This is a genomic window from Sphingomonas sp. PP-CC-3A-396 (genome assembly GCF_004343105.1).
Classification (GTDB): Bacteria; Pseudomonadota; Alphaproteobacteria; order Sphingomonadales; family Sphingomonadaceae; genus Sphingomonas.
This window is the reverse complement of sequence record NZ_SLYF01000006.1, coordinates 17,378-29,896: the sequence shown is the minus strand read 5'-3', so window position 1 is coordinate 29,896 and position 12,519 is coordinate 17,378. Positions and strand designations below refer to the sequence as shown.

At 66.5% G+C, this 12,519-nt stretch carries 15 protein-coding genes; 4 read left to right on the top strand and 11 right to left on the bottom strand.

What is annotated here, in order from left to right:
- Positions 1-14 precede the first annotated feature (14 nt).
- The 4 genes from thiL to hisG all read right to left on the bottom strand — a co-directional run bounded on the left by thiL (position 15) and on the right by hisG (position 3,877).
- Positions 15-908 (bottom strand): thiamine-phosphate kinase, encoded by an 894-nt coding sequence (thiL, locus tag C8J40_RS12560; protein WP_132897318.1) that lies wholly within the window; start codon positions 906-908, stop codon positions 15-17.
- A gap of 192 nt (positions 909-1,100) precedes the next feature.
- Entirely contained in the window at positions 1,101-1,556 is a 456-nt protein-coding gene (gene nusB, locus C8J40_RS12555; protein ID WP_056488135.1) for a transcription antitermination factor NusB, read from the bottom strand.
- 232 nt (positions 1,557-1,788) lie between these two features.
- A complete protein-coding gene (gene hisD, locus C8J40_RS12550; RefSeq protein WP_132897317.1) occupies positions 1,789-3,084 on the bottom strand; it encodes a histidinol dehydrogenase in 1,296 nt (431 codons plus the stop codon).
- A 124-nt stretch (positions 3,085-3,208) separates the two neighbouring features.
- On the bottom strand, positions 3,209-3,877 hold the full coding sequence (hisG, locus tag C8J40_RS12545; RefSeq protein WP_243693365.1) for an ATP phosphoribosyltransferase: 669 nt from the start codon (positions 3,875-3,877) through the stop codon (positions 3,209-3,211).
- Positions 3,878-3,923: 46 nt separating this feature from the next.
- On the opposite strand from hisG, the gene C8J40_RS12540 reads away from it, so the two are divergent.
- Complete coding sequence (locus C8J40_RS12540) at positions 3,924-5,024, top strand: DUF2332 domain-containing protein (protein ID WP_132897315.1); 1,101 nt, start codon at positions 3,924-3,926, stop codon at positions 5,022-5,024.
- Between the two features lie 129 nt (positions 5,025-5,153).
- Here the strand turns inward: C8J40_RS12540 and C8J40_RS12535 are convergent, their stop codons facing one another.
- The 6 genes from C8J40_RS12535 to C8J40_RS12510 form a co-directional block, all read right to left on the bottom strand.
- Entirely contained in the window at positions 5,154-5,633 is a 480-nt protein-coding gene (locus tag C8J40_RS12535) for an RcnB family protein (protein ID WP_132897314.1), read from the bottom strand.
- Between the two features lie 367 nt (positions 5,634-6,000).
- Positions 6,001-6,876 (bottom strand): alpha/beta hydrolase, encoded by an 876-nt coding sequence (locus C8J40_RS12530; RefSeq protein ID WP_132897313.1) that lies wholly within the window; start codon positions 6,874-6,876, stop codon positions 6,001-6,003.
- Between the two features lie 229 nt (positions 6,877-7,105).
- Positions 7,106-8,005 (bottom strand): pirin family protein, encoded by a 900-nt coding sequence (locus C8J40_RS12525; protein ID WP_132897312.1) that lies wholly within the window; start codon positions 8,003-8,005, stop codon positions 7,106-7,108.
- Between the two features lie 4 nt (positions 8,006-8,009).
- Positions 8,010-8,459, bottom strand: coding sequence for an NUDIX domain-containing protein (locus tag C8J40_RS12520; RefSeq protein WP_132897311.1), 450 nt, complete (start codon positions 8,457-8,459; stop codon positions 8,010-8,012).
- A gap of 136 nt (positions 8,460-8,595) precedes the next feature.
- On the bottom strand, positions 8,596-9,303 hold the full coding sequence (locus tag C8J40_RS12515) for a glutathione S-transferase (protein WP_132897310.1): 708 nt from the start codon (positions 9,301-9,303) through the stop codon (positions 8,596-8,598).
- On the bottom strand, positions 9,303-9,590 hold the full coding sequence (locus C8J40_RS12510; RefSeq protein WP_132897309.1) for a BolA family protein: 288 nt from the start codon (positions 9,588-9,590) through the stop codon (positions 9,303-9,305). Before C8J40_RS12510 ends, C8J40_RS12515 begins: the two co-directional genes overlap by 1 nt.
- 123 nt (positions 9,591-9,713) lie before the next feature.
- Here C8J40_RS12510 and C8J40_RS12505 point away from each other — a divergent pair, with 123 nt between their 5' ends.
- Positions 9,714-10,238: a J domain-containing protein gene (locus C8J40_RS12505; RefSeq protein WP_132897308.1), complete on the top strand. Its 525-nt coding sequence runs from the start codon at positions 9,714-9,716 to the stop codon at positions 10,236-10,238.
- Positions 10,239-10,275: 37 nt separating this feature from the next.
- Here C8J40_RS12505 and C8J40_RS12500 read toward each other — a convergent pair whose 3' ends face one another.
- Positions 10,276-10,704 (bottom strand): VOC family protein, encoded by a 429-nt coding sequence (locus C8J40_RS12500; RefSeq protein ID WP_132734861.1) that lies wholly within the window; start codon positions 10,702-10,704, stop codon positions 10,276-10,278.
- A 75-nt stretch (positions 10,705-10,779) separates the two neighbouring features.
- Here C8J40_RS12500 and C8J40_RS12495 point away from each other — a divergent pair, with 75 nt between their 5' ends.
- Both C8J40_RS12495 and cobS read left to right on the top strand, forming a co-directional pair.
- Positions 10,780-11,469, top strand: coding sequence for a winged helix-turn-helix transcriptional regulator (locus C8J40_RS12495; protein WP_132897307.1), 690 nt, complete (start codon positions 10,780-10,782; stop codon positions 11,467-11,469).
- Positions 11,470-11,512: 43 nt separating this feature from the next.
- A complete protein-coding gene (gene cobS, locus C8J40_RS12490; RefSeq protein WP_132897306.1) occupies positions 11,513-12,517 on the top strand; it encodes a cobaltochelatase subunit CobS in 1,005 nt (334 codons plus the stop codon).
- Positions 12,518-12,519: the final 2 nt, after the last annotated feature.

Here is a 12,519-nt window from a genome sequence, read left to right as displayed (position 1 = left end):
GGGCATTGCGCAAGTTATCCTCGGGAGCTGTGCTCGTAGCCTAGACTTGCAGGGAGCGGGACAGGTTTGCCGGAGTCGTGGAGGGTAAGCCCCGAGCCGGTCGAGAACGTGCCGATCCGAGCGGCGTCGGTAACGAAATCTTGCGGTGCAGCAAAAAGGAGTTGGTAGTCGTCTCCCGCTGTGGCTGCGGCGAGGCGGTCACCGGAGAACGCGCGATAGGCGTCGGAAAGCGGGATGCGCGCGAGGTCGATACTGACGGCGAGGTTGCTGGCGAGCGCCATGCGGGATGCGTCGATGAGCAGACCGTCGGACACGTCCATCATCGCGTGGACGTGCGGCGCGACGATGCGGCCGTCGGTGAGTCGCGGCTGCGGGCGGCGGTACGCGGCGAGAAGCTCGGCAGGGCCATCCGCGCCGAGCGCGATCGCGAGCCCCGCACCCGCGTCGCCAATCGTACCGGTGACGTAAAGTGCGTCGCCTCCTAGCGCGCCGTTGCGGGCAGGGGCGGCGGCGTCGCTGCCGAATGCGGTGACTGTCAGGACGCGCGGGGCGTTCGTGGGGAGCGTGACGGTGTCGCCACCGATGATCCGCGTGTCGAAGGTCGTCAGGACGTCGGCGAGCCCCCCGAGGAAAGCGCGGTCCCACGCGTCGTCACCGAGCGAGTAGTTGAGGAGGATACCTTCGGGCTTGGCCCCCTTCGCGGCGAGGTCGGAGAGGTTGGTCGCGACCAGCTTCCACGCGACGTCCTGCACGGGGTCGGTTGGGAGGAAGTGGACGCCTTCGACCAGCGTGTCGGTAGTAACGACGAGCGGGCCCGCATCGAGCAGCGCGGTGTCGTCGTTGAGGCCTCGCGCGGCAGGATGCAGTGGGAGCCGGCGTAAGGCAGCAATGAATTCAGCTTCGGTCACACAAATCCTCCCCGGAACGGGGAGGGGGACCGTCCGCAAAGCGGAGGGTGGAGGGGGCGTGCCGCGAGCGTTACGCCAGCGGGGTGTCTTCCGGCCGCGAAAGAAGGTCCGTAACGCTCAACCACCGGTACGCTTGCGGAAGCCCCCCTCCACCATGCTGCGCATGGTCCCCCTCCCCGTGCCGGGGAGGATTTAGGCACGCACCTCTTTCGCGATGCCATCAAGCAACCCGTTCACGAACCCAGACTCGCGCTTGTCGTAGAACGCATGCGCGACGTCGACATATTCGCTGATCACCGCGGCCACCGGCACGTCCTTGCGCGCGAGCAGCTCGTACGTCCCGACGCGGATGATCGCCTTCATCGGCTTGTCGAGCCGCGCGAGCGTCCAGCCCTTGGCCAGCTTACCCTCGATCAGCACGTCGATCTCTCCGGCGCGTGCGTTCGCCCCGGTCACCAGGTCGTCGAAGAAATCGACGTCGGCCTCGGCATATTCGACATCTTCGATCGTCGCGCCGAGCCGGTGCTGATGGAATTCGTTGAGCAGGACGGGCATCGCGGTGCCCTCCATCTCGTGCTGGTAGGTCGCCTGGACGGCGGCGAGGCGAGCGGCGGCACGCGCCTTGGTGCGGGGGGCGGTTCGAGTCATAAGCGGTTGCCTGTAGGCGCGGGGGGGCTGTGTGTCAGCCCTTTGCGTTTCGTGCGCTTTCGCGAAGGAGAATGGTTCGCGCAGAGGCGCGGAGAGCGCGGAGGTGTATCGCTCGCCGCGGAGCGGCCCTCTCATCACCAGCCAATGAGGAGATCGAAGCGGCTATGCCGCGCACAACACCTCCGCGCTCTCTGCGCCTCTGCGCCTCTGCGCCTCTGCGCGAACACACTAACTAACTGTTGAGTCGTAGCCGTAGCGCTACCGACTTTGCGTGGGCGGGGAGCCCTTCGGCATTGGCCAGCGCAACCGTCGCAGGCCCCAATTCGCGCAACGCCACCTCGTCCAACGCCAGGAAGCTGGTACGCTTCATGAAGTCGAGCACCGACAGCCCAGAGGCAAACCGCGCACGGCGGCCGGTGGGGAGGACGTGGTTCGGGCCGGCAACGTAATCGCCGATCGCTTCGGGCGTGTAGCGGCCGAGAAACACCGAACCTGCATGGCGGATATGGTCGAAGAACGCTTGCGGATCGGGGATCGCCAGCTGGAGATGCTCGGCAGCAAGGCGGTCGACTAGCGGGATCGCGTCGGCAAGCGTGTCGACGACGATGATCGCGCCGTTGGTGTCCCACGCGACGCGCGCGACGGCTCCGGTGGCAAGCTCGCCCAATTGCCGGTCGACCGCGGCCACGACCTTGTCGGCGAACGCCGCGTCGTCGGTGAACAGGATCGACTGCGTGCTGGGATCGTGCTCGGCCTGGCTGAGCAGGTCGGCGGCGGTCCATTCGGGGTCGTTGAGCGCATCGGCGACGACGACGATTTCGCTCGGGCCAGCGACCATGTCGATGCCGACGACGCCGTAGACCTGGCGCTTGGCTTCGGCGACCCAGGCGTTGCCGGGGCCGGTGATCACGTCGACCGGCTCGATCCGGCCCGCGCCGTATGCAAGCGCCGCAACCGCCTGAGCGCCACCGACGCGCCACACTTCATCGACGCCGGCGAGATGCGCGGCAGCGAGAACGAGTGGGTTGATCTGGCCATCTGGGGTCGGCGTGACCATCGTCAGGCGCCCTACCCCCGCGACCTTAGCGGGGATCGCGTTCATCAGCAGCGACGAGGGATAGGCGGCACGGCCGCCGGGGACGTAGATGCCGGCGGCATCTACCGGTAACCAGCGCGCGCCGAGCCGGACGCCTGCGGAGTCAACCGAGTCGCTGTCGAGCGGGCGCTGTTTCTCGTGATACGCGCGGATGCGAGTTGCGGCGAGTTCGAGCGCGGTGCGCAGGTCGGGGTCGAGCGCGTCGAACGCAGCCTTGCAGTCGGCGGCGTCGATCTGCCAGCCAGTGGCTTCCAGATCGTGGCGGTCGTGCTTCTGCGTGAGGTCGCGGACCGCGGTTTCGCCATCGCGGCGGACCGACGCGATGATCGCGGCGACGTCCTGCGTGACACCTGCGTCGGACTCGCGACGGTCCTCGACGAGCGCGGTGAAGCGCGTCGCGAAGTCCGCGTCGAATGTGGAAAGGCGAATCACATTCCCCTCCCGCTTGCGGGAGGGGTCAGGGGAGGGAATGACATAGCCTCGCACGGTGCGATCGGGGCGGGCGTGCCCTCCCCCGACCCCTCCCGCAGGCGGGAGGGGAGCAGAAGGTTAGCGCTCATGCCGCGATCTCCTGCGCTTCGACCGCACGGCGGAATGCCTCGACCAGCGGCACCACCCGGCTGCGCGTCTTCATCGCGGCACGGTTGACCACCAGGCGGCTGGTGACCTCCATGATCGTCTCGACCTCCACCAGTCCGTTCTCCAGCAACGTCCGCCCCGACGACACGAGATCGACGATCCGCGGCGCCAAACCCAAGGTCGGCGCCAGTTCCATCGCGCCATTGAGCTTCACGCACTCCGCCTGCACGCCACGGCTGGCAAAATGCGCCGCGGTCACATGCGGGTATTTGGTCGCGACACGGACGTGGCTCCAGCCGCGCGGGTCGTCCTGTGCGGCCATTTCGGCGGGCTCGGCGACCGACAGGCGGCAGTGCCCGATGCCGAGATCGACCGGTGCGTAGAGTTCCGAATAGCCGAACTCCGCGATCACGTCCGACCCGACGATCCCCAGTTGCGCTGCGCCGTGCGCGACGAAGGTGGCGACGTCGAACGCGCGCACCCGGATCAGCGAGATCGCCGGATCGTTGGTCGCGAACCGCAACGCGCGTGAGTTCTCGTCGGAGAACGACGCCTCAGGATGCACCCCGGCGCGCGCGAGCAACGGCAGGGCCTCGGCGAGGATGCGTCCCTTGGGGACCGCGATGATGATCTGGGAGTCTGGCACGCGCCGGGCTTTACGGGGGGGGCATGGCGGGTGCAACAACCTGCGCATGGCAAATGTAAAGGCAAGTTGCTCGGCGTTCGAAATCCAGGCGGGGTATTGCGCAGCGATGGACGCGCCGATCACGGCGCGGGTTTGCACCGCGCTGGCGGGGGCGCTCGATCGGGAGAGCGAGACGGGGCGGCGGGTGCTCGACTGGGCGGGTGAGCCGGTCGCGGATGCGCTGGCGTTGCGGTTGGTCGGCGGGTTGCATGCGCTGCATCGGTCGGGCGTCGATCCCGCGCTCTCGACCGTGTTTTCCGGCGCGGAGACCGACCCGGCGCGCGTCACGGCCATTTTGAAAGCCACGCTCGTCGCGCACGATGCGGCGTTGCTTCCGTGGCTCGATGGGCCGCCGCAGACCAACGAGGCTGCGCGGTCCGCGGGGATGATGACCGGCATATTGAACCTTGCCGAGCGGTACGGGCCGCGGTTCGAGGTGCTGGAGATCGGATCGAGCGCGGGGCTCAACCTGCTGATCGATCGCTATCGGTTCGATCTCGGCGGCGTGACGGTCGGGCCATCGGCATCGCCTGTGATGATCCGCCCAGAGTGGCGGGGCGCGCCGCCGCCGAGCGCTCCGGTCGAGATCGAGTCGACGCGCGGCGTCGATATCCAGCCGGTCGACGTCGCCGATCCCGTCGCGGCGGCGCGGCTCGAGGCGTATGTCTGGGTCGATGCGGTCGAGCGGCAAACGCGGCTCGCTACGGCGATCGCCATGGTGCGCGAGGGCGGCGTCGATCTGGTCGAAGGCGATGCGGCGGACTGGGTCGAGGCGCAATTGGCCTTGCCGCAACCCGAGGGCGTCACGCGCGTGCTGATGCATTCGGTGGTGTGGCAGTATCTGCCGCCGACATCCCACGAACGGATCCGGGTCGCGATGGAGATGGCGGGCGCTAGGGCTACGGCGGAGCGGCCGCTCGGCTGGGTCATGATGGAGCCTAACCGCGACCTGCACCGCCACGAAGTTCGTGTCCGCGGTTGGCCCGGCGAGCGGGCGATGGAACTGGTCGCGCTGACGCATGCGCATGGCGCTTGGGTCGAAGGGCTCTCGGCGCCGTATGAGACGCGGGAGTACGTCATGCGGCGCGGGGCGTACGAGAAGGACTGAGCTGACTTATTTCGCTGTTCTCCCGCGGAAGCGGGAGCCCAAGGTAACGCGCGATAGCGTTTGTGATCCTGGGCCCCCGCCTGCGCGGGGGAACCGGAAGGCCCGGGATTTTCCCCGGCCCTGCCAAGCTCAGTAGAAGAAGCCGTTGTTGACCTGCACGACGCGACCCGAGCGGGTGTCGACCAGGACGACGTCGCGGCCGTAGCGGACCCAGCGCTGATAGCCGTAGCCCGGACGGGGCAGGCGATAGGTCTGGTAGTCGTTGATCCAATACTGGCGACCGTAATAGTTTGGCGCAAAACGGTAGCCGACGGTCACCGGGCGATAGCGATAGCCGCGCGGGCCGACATAGGCGGGGCGGCGATAGACGTTGCCGTGCGTGCGACGATAGTCGCGCCAGTCCTCACGCGCTTCGCGACGGTCTTCGCGCAGTTCCTGACGGGCTTCGCGGACGTCGCCGCGGTCGCCGTAGCGGCGTGCGCGCTGCAGGTCGCGCTGGCTCTCGCGGATTTCGCGCTGGTCGCGGCGGACTTCGCCATAGCTCTGTGCGGTGGCGAAGCTGGGGACGAGGGTGGCGGCGGCAATGGCCGCGAGGATCATCTTACGCATGGCTGCTCTCCTGTGTTCGGTGCCGAATCAACGGCATGGACGGGGTTTTGCTCCCGTGCCGCTGAACGATCGCCGAATGTGGTCGTCAGGATTTAGACAGGTGGCGAAGGTTCGTGCGCTGTTCACTTCACGACATAGCTGACGCGGTTCGATGCCCGCGTAAATGGCCTGCCAGTCCCGTCCCCGCCCCATCCGTCATCCCAGCGAAAGCTGGGATCTCCCCATTCGGGTCGCAGCACCTGCCACCATGAGATCCCAGCTTTCGCTGGGATGACGGATTTGGGGGGAGGCGATCACCCCTATTTCGTGTCCTCCCCCTGCGTCGCCTTCAGCGCCACCCCCTTCCGGGGGAGGATCGAGAGGGTTCTCAGATTCCCCAGCGGCGCATTGCGGCGATCACTGCGTCGGGTTTCTGCCACGGTACGAAATGGCCTGCATCGATCTTCTCGATCGTGAGGTCGGGGACATAGGCGGCGAGGTCGAGTTGGCTTGGGAGCAGCGCGCTGTCCTGCATACCCCAGATCACCAGCACCGGCATCCTAGTCGGCGGAAACGGCGCATCCAGAAACGCGGGGCGGGGCGGCGTTTCGTCCATTGCGGGGACGACGATCGCGCTGGCGCGGTACCAGTTGAGCATTGCGGTGATCGCGCCGGGCTGGCCCCATTCGTCGAGATAGGCGGCCTTGTCCTCCGCCATCGCGGCAAGATCGGCGTGTTTCGAGAAACTCGTGTCGAAGAAGGTTTCTAGGCCAATCGACTCGATGTGCTTTTCGAGATCGGGGTTGCGGAAGGCGCGGATATACTGGCTGGCGGCGCGCTGTTCGAGGTCGTCGAACATCGTCCGTTGGAAGACGAGCGGGTGCGGCGCGTTGATGATCACCAGCTTCGCGACGTGCTCGGGGTGGCGCAACGCCGCCATCCACGCGACCGCGCCGCCCCAGTCGTGACCGACTAGCGTGAAGGTCCCGATCTTGAGGTGGTTGGCTAGCGCGATCAGGTCGGCGACGATCTTGTCGGGGGTGTAGCTGTCGACGCCTTCCGGCTTGGACGATCGTGCGAACCCGCGCTGGTCGGGGGCGATCACGTAATGATCGCGGGCAAGGTCGGGGGCGATGTCGCGCCACGTGCGGTGCGATTCGGGGAAGCCGTGGAGCAGAATGATTGGCGGGTTCGCGGGGTCTCCGGTGATCGCGACGTCGAGTTCGACGCCCGTGGATAGCGTGATGCGTTGCAGGTCCGACATCATTCCCCTCCCGCTTGCGGGAGGGGTTAGGGGAGGGCCTACCCGTCGCGCTGCGCCTGGATCATGCCCTCCCCCGACCCCTCCCGCAAGCGGGAGGGGAGATACGCCTTCTACTCCCCTCCCGCTTGCGGGAGGGGTTGGGGGTGGGCTCGCGGCTAGTTTCAAACGGAGTGCTCCGCGATGGCGCGTGCCCACCCCCAACCCCCTCCCGCTTGCGGGAGGGGAGAGATCAGGGATAGCTAACCGTCTTCGGGATCGCCGGGATCTCGATCCATTCCTTTTCGTCGCCGGGCACTTTCGGGAAGTTGCCCGCATTCCAGTCGCGTTTCGCCTGTTCGATGCGATCCCGGTTCGAGCTGACGAAGTTCCACCAGACGTGGCGCGGCGTCGTGAACGCGTCGCCGCCGCACAGCATCGCGCGGCCGCCATGCGCGGACCGCAGCGTCGCGGAAATGCCGGGGCGCAGGACGTACAGCACTTGCGGCTCCAGCTTCACGCCTTCCAGCGTCGCCTCGCCCATTGCGAGGTAGATCGCGCGCTCCTCGGCAGCTGCGTCGATCGGCACGCTCGCGCCCGGATCGAGCGCGATGTCGGCGTAGATCGTCCCCGAATAGGTCGTGGTCGGCGCGGTCTGGCCCCACAGGCTCCCCATGATGATCCGCGAGCGTGCGCCGTGCGCCTCGATCGTCGGCAGCTGCGCCTTGGTGACGTGCTCGAACGCCGGGTCGATCTCCTCGACCGCCTCGGGCATCGCCAGCCAGGTCTGGATCCCCGACAGGTTCGGCCCCTCGGCGCGTTCGTCGCCGGGCGAGCGCTCGGAATGGACGATGCCGTGGCCCGCGGTCATCAGGTTGACCGCGCCCGGCTCGATCCGTGCCTGCGTGCCGAGCGAATCGCGGTGGTCGATCGCGCCGTCGAACAGATACGTCACTGTCGACAGGTTGATATGCGGATGCGGACGGACGTCGATACCCTGGCCCACGTCGAGATGCGCCGGGCCCATCTGGTCGAAGAACAGGAACGGGCCGACCATCGTCCGCTCCTTGTTCGGCAGCGTGCGGTGGACCTTGAAGCCGCCAAGATCGTGCGTCGACGGCAGGATGGTCTGGAGGACGAAATCATCGAGCATGGCGTTATCCCTTGGCAGGTTCCGTGGCGTCGAGCAGTTCGACCAGGTCTGCTGGATAGAGCGTTTCGTCATGCGCGACGATGTCGTTTCGGGAAAACCAGCGGTGACCGACGAGCAGTTGCTTCTCCTGTTCGGTGAGATTGCCCGCCTTCACGTCGCAGGTGTCGACATCGATCCGGAAATAGCGTTCGTCGGCGGTGACCTCGACGCCTTCGAAGGTCAGGAAGTCGATGGTGCGTTGCGCGATCTCGGGGCCGCAGTCGATGTCGAGGCCGACTTCTTCCCACAGTTCGCGGCGGGCGGCGGCGGCGTAGCTCTCGCCCGGATCGACCGCGCCGCCGGGCGTGCACCAAAGCGGCGGGCGGTCCGTGGGGGTGAAGCGGAACATCAGCACGCGGTTTTGGCCATCGACAAGGAGGATGCGCGCGGCCGGGCGTGGGGTTCGCTCGCTCATCGATCCTCCCCCGCCAGGGGGAGGTGGCGCCGAAGGCGACGGAGGGGGAGGACACGGAACGCCGGTCATCGCTTACCGCCCCCTCCGTCTCGCTGCGCGATCCACCTCCCCCTGGCGGGGGAGGATCGAATGCGTCTCATTTGGCATCCAGCTCGGGATAGGCGCGGAAGATGCCGTCGGTGTTGAAGGCGAGGCGGCGGTCGCTCTTGAGATACGCCCTGATGCCCGGCAGCGCCGCGACCTGATCATGGATACGGACCAAATTTGGATAGTCGGGTTCGAGCGTCTTCATCCGCTGCGGAAACATGTACCGCAGCCCTTCGATCACCTGGAACAGAGACGTATCGGCGTAAGACCATTTGTGATCGATCAGCCAGTCGCCCGCATTCGCCTGCGCGGCATCCTCGAAATGACCGAGATACTTCGGCATCCGCGCCTCGCGGAACTGTTTCGCCGCACGTGCGGCCTCGGGCTTCTGATCGTCGTAATAGTCCATCATCGCGACCGGATGATGGACGTTGTGGACCTCCGCGACGAGGTCGGCGATCGTCAGCTGGAGCTGGTTGAGCCACAGCCGGTCCGCCATGTTCGACGGCGCGAGGCCGTGACGCTCGCCGAGATACATCAGAATGTTTGCGACCTGCGCGATCACCAGGCCGTCGAGCTCCAGATACGGCGGCGCGAACGGTGTCCGTCCGGTGCGGTCGTTGAGATCCGCGAGCAAGCCCTCTTCGCCCACGCCGCGCGCGCAATCCTCATACGCGATCTCCGCGCCTTCGAGCGCGAGCCGGACGAACTCGCCGCGCCCCTGGATCGAGGGCCAGTACCAGAGCTTGTAGGACATCAGCTTTCCCCGGGTGCGCGGGCCTTGATGGCGAGCGCGTGAATCTTCGTGCTCAACAGCTCGGCGAGCGCCTGGTTCACGAGCCGCTGGCGCGCGACACGATTAAGGCCTTCGAACTGCGGGGTTTCCACCTCGACGCGAAAATGCGTCTCGCCGGTGCCGTCGTCGCCCATGTGGCCGGCATGGAGCCCGCTCTCGTTGATGACGATCAGGTGCGTCGGGGCGAGGGTCGCGGTGAGGCGGGCGGTGATCTGGTCCTGAACGGAGCCGGTGGCGAGGTCTGTCATCGACCCTATATAGCCCGTTTTGAAAAGCGCGGGGAGCCGGTGGCGGACGAGGATCGAAAAGAGCGCAAGGAACGCCCCAGCCCACGGTTTCACGGCCGCGTGGAAGGGACCGGGCGCGTCTGCATGTGGCGCGACTGCGAGGAGCCCGGCGAATTTCGCGCGCCACCGCTGGAGGGGCCGAGCGACGGCGGCCCGCCGCAGTTCCGCTGGTTCTGCCTCGATCATGTCCGTGCGTTCAATTCCGGCTATAATTTCTTCGACGGGATGACCGCGGACGAGATCCACCACGCCCAGCGACCGATGGCGGGCTGGGAGCGCGAGACGCGCGCGTTCGCGCATGGCGGCGGCGACACCCCGCCGAAATGGGCGGACTTCGCGGACCCGATTGATGCGATCGGCGCGCGGTTCGGCGAGCGGATGGCGGCAGCCCGGAAAGACGGTCGCGTGCTGTCCGACGGCGAGCGGCGCTCGTTGCGCGTGCTCGGATTGGGGACCGATACCGACCGCACGCAACTGCGCAAACGCTACAGCGAACTCGTGCGGCGCTTCCATCCCGACCGCAACGGCGGCGACCGTGCGCACGAGGCCGACTTGCAAAAGGTGATCGCGGCCTACCAGCACCTGAAGGGCGCAGCGGCGTTCGCATGATGCGTCGGCGTTTGGTTCGCGCCGCTGCCCCGCCGGATCAGGTTGGCTGGGCCCCGCCCATCGTCGCCGCCGCGGCGGCCATGTCCATGAAGAACGGTCCCCAGCCATGCCCGTCGAGGTCTTCGAAGGCGCGGCTGTACATGAAGCCCATGTCCTCCGGGTCGTGCAATTCGCGTCCACCCGCCGCCAGGGCCGCTTCCGTAATCGCATCGACCTCGGCTTGGCTGTCGAACGACAGGGCCAGCAGCACGCCGCTGGTCGTCTTCGCGTCGATGATCTGCTTGGACGTGAAGGTCGAATAAAACGCGCGATCGAGCAGCATCACGGAAATCGTGTCGGACCATGCCATCGCCGATCCCTGATCGTTGGAAAACATCGCGTTCCGCTCGAACCCGATCGCTGCATAGAATGCGGTCGCGGCCGCGACGTCGGCAACCGGCAGGTTCAAGAATATGGCCTTGCTCATGGCGGCTCTCCTGGTTCGACTCGGTTTCACACCGGTATTTGCAATGCATGCGCGCAACCGTTATTTAAAACAACTATGAAGTTAGAAAATGTAACCGAAGTCTCATCGAAGCGGTGGTATGACGATGCATGCGGCACCGCGATGGCGCTCGAACTGATTGGAGAGCGCTGGTCGCTGCTGGTCGTGCGCGAACTGATGTTCGGTCCGCGCCGGTTCGGCGAACTGAAGGCTGACCTCGGCGGGATCAGCGCGAACGTCCTGACGCAGCGGCTGGGGGGACTGGCGCGCGCCGGTATCCTGACCCGGCGCATGCTGCCGTCGCCGGCCAGCGTGCAGGTCTACGAACTGACGCCCTGGGGGTATGAGAGCGAGACCGCGATCCGCGAACTTGGTCGATGGGCGGCGCGATCGCCGGCGCATGATCCCACCCTGCCGCTCAGCGCGGCCTCGCTGATGCTGTCGTTCCGGACGACGTTCTCGCGGCAGCGCGCCGATGGCTGGACCGCGCTCGTCGGTTTTCGGCTGGGCGGCGAAGAGTTCGTCGGCCGGGTCGATGGCGACTGGATCCATGTCGTGCGCGCCGACCCGTCGGCAGCGGACGTCACGTTCGACGGCGATCCGATGACGATCGCATCGCTCGTCTATGGCGCAAGGCCCTTTCGCGATGCGGAAGCCGCGGGCACATTGCAGATCACCGGGAACCGTGCGCTCGCCGAGCGGTTCGTCACACTCTTTCCGCTACCGGATAAGGTCGCGGTTGAGTAACGCCCCTCGCTTGTCCTAGAGCGATCGGGAACACGAGGCCAACATGACCGATATCCCGAATACCCAGCCCGATAGCCGCGAGACCACGATCCTCGACGCCCCCGACCACATGGTGAAGGTGCGCGAGATGTTCGGGATCGATTCCGACATGGAAGTGCCGGCGTTTTCCGAAGCCGATGAGCGCGTGCCCGATCTCGATCCGGCGTACGTCTTCGATGCTGACACGACGCTCGCCGTGCTGGCGGGCTTTGCGCATAACCGTCGCGTGATGGTCCAGGGCTATCACGGCACCGGCAAGTCGACGCATATCGAGCAGGTCGCGGCGCGCCTCAAATGGCCGTGCATCCGCATCAACCTCGACGCGCATATCAGCCGCATCGACCTGATCGGCCGCGACGCGATCGTGCTGAAGGACGGCCAGCAGATCACGGAGTTCCGCGAAGGCCTACTGCCCTGGGCGTTGCAGACTCCGACCGCGCTGGTGTTCGACGAATATGACGCCGGCCGCCCGGACGTGATGTTCGTGATTCAGCGCGTGCTGGAGACCGAGGGCAAGCTGACGCTGCTCGACCAGAACCGCGTGATCCGTCCGAACCCGTGGTTCCGCCTGTTCGCGACCGCCAACACGGTCGGCCTCGGCGATACGAGCGGGCTGTATCATGGCACGCAGCAGATCAACCAGGGTCAGATGGACCGCTGGAACATCGTCGTCACGCTCAACTACCTCCCCGCCAAGGTCGAGGCGCAGATCGTCCTCGCCAAGTCGGGCGAATACGACAAGCCCGACGGCAAGAAGGTCGTCGAGAACATGGTGCGGGTGGCGGACATGACCCGCAAGGGCTTCGTCAACGGCGACATCTCGACCGTGATGAGCCCGCGTACGGTGATCACCTGGGCGCAGAACGCGCTGATCTTCGGCGACGTCGGCTTTGCGTTCCGCCTGTCGTTCCTCAACAAGTGCGACGAGGCAGAGCGGCCGCTGGTCGCCGAATATTACCAGCGCGTGTTCGGCAAGGACCTCCCCGAGAGCGTGGTGGGTAAGGTCTGAGC

Excerpts from the sequence above, each read along its gene's own strand:
- C8J40_RS12520 (WP_132897311.1), bottom strand. The coding sequence starts at position 8,459 with ATGAGCGAGCGAACCCCACGCCCGGCCGCGCGCATCCTCCTTGTCGAT.
- C8J40_RS12500 (WP_132734861.1), bottom strand. The coding sequence starts at position 10,704 with ATGAGCAAGGCCATATTCTTGAACCTGCCGGTTGCCGACGTCGCGGCC.
- C8J40_RS12540 (WP_132897315.1), top strand. The coding sequence starts at position 3,924 with ATGGCAAATGTAAAGGCAAGTTGCTCGGCGTTCGAAATCCAGGCGGGG.
- C8J40_RS12515 (WP_132897310.1), bottom strand. The coding sequence starts at position 9,303 with ATGTCCTACAAGCTCTGGTACTGGCCCTCGATCCAGGGGCGCGGCGAG.
- nusB (WP_056488135.1), bottom strand. The coding sequence starts at position 1,556 with ATGACTCGAACCGCCCCCCGCACCAAGGCGCGTGCCGCCGCTCGCCTC.
- C8J40_RS12505 (WP_132897308.1), top strand. The coding sequence starts at position 9,714 with ATGTGGCGCGACTGCGAGGAGCCCGGCGAATTTCGCGCGCCACCGCTG.
- C8J40_RS12510 (WP_132897309.1), bottom strand. The coding sequence starts at position 9,590 with ATGACAGACCTCGCCACCGGCTCCGTTCAGGACCAGATCACCGCCCGC.
- C8J40_RS12535 (WP_132897314.1), bottom strand. The coding sequence starts at position 5,633 with ATGCGTAAGATGATCCTCGCGGCCATTGCCGCCGCCACCCTCGTCCCC.
- C8J40_RS12525 (WP_132897312.1), bottom strand. The coding sequence starts at position 8,005 with ATGCTCGATGATTTCGTCCTCCAGACCATCCTGCCGTCGACGCACGAT.
- cobS (WP_132897306.1), top strand. The coding sequence starts at position 11,513 with ATGACCGATATCCCGAATACCCAGCCCGATAGCCGCGAGACCACGATC.
- C8J40_RS12495 (WP_132897307.1), top strand. The coding sequence starts at position 10,780 with ATGAAGTTAGAAAATGTAACCGAAGTCTCATCGAAGCGGTGGTATGAC.
- C8J40_RS12530 (WP_132897313.1), bottom strand. The coding sequence starts at position 6,876 with ATGTCGGACCTGCAACGCATCACGCTATCCACGGGCGTCGAACTCGAC.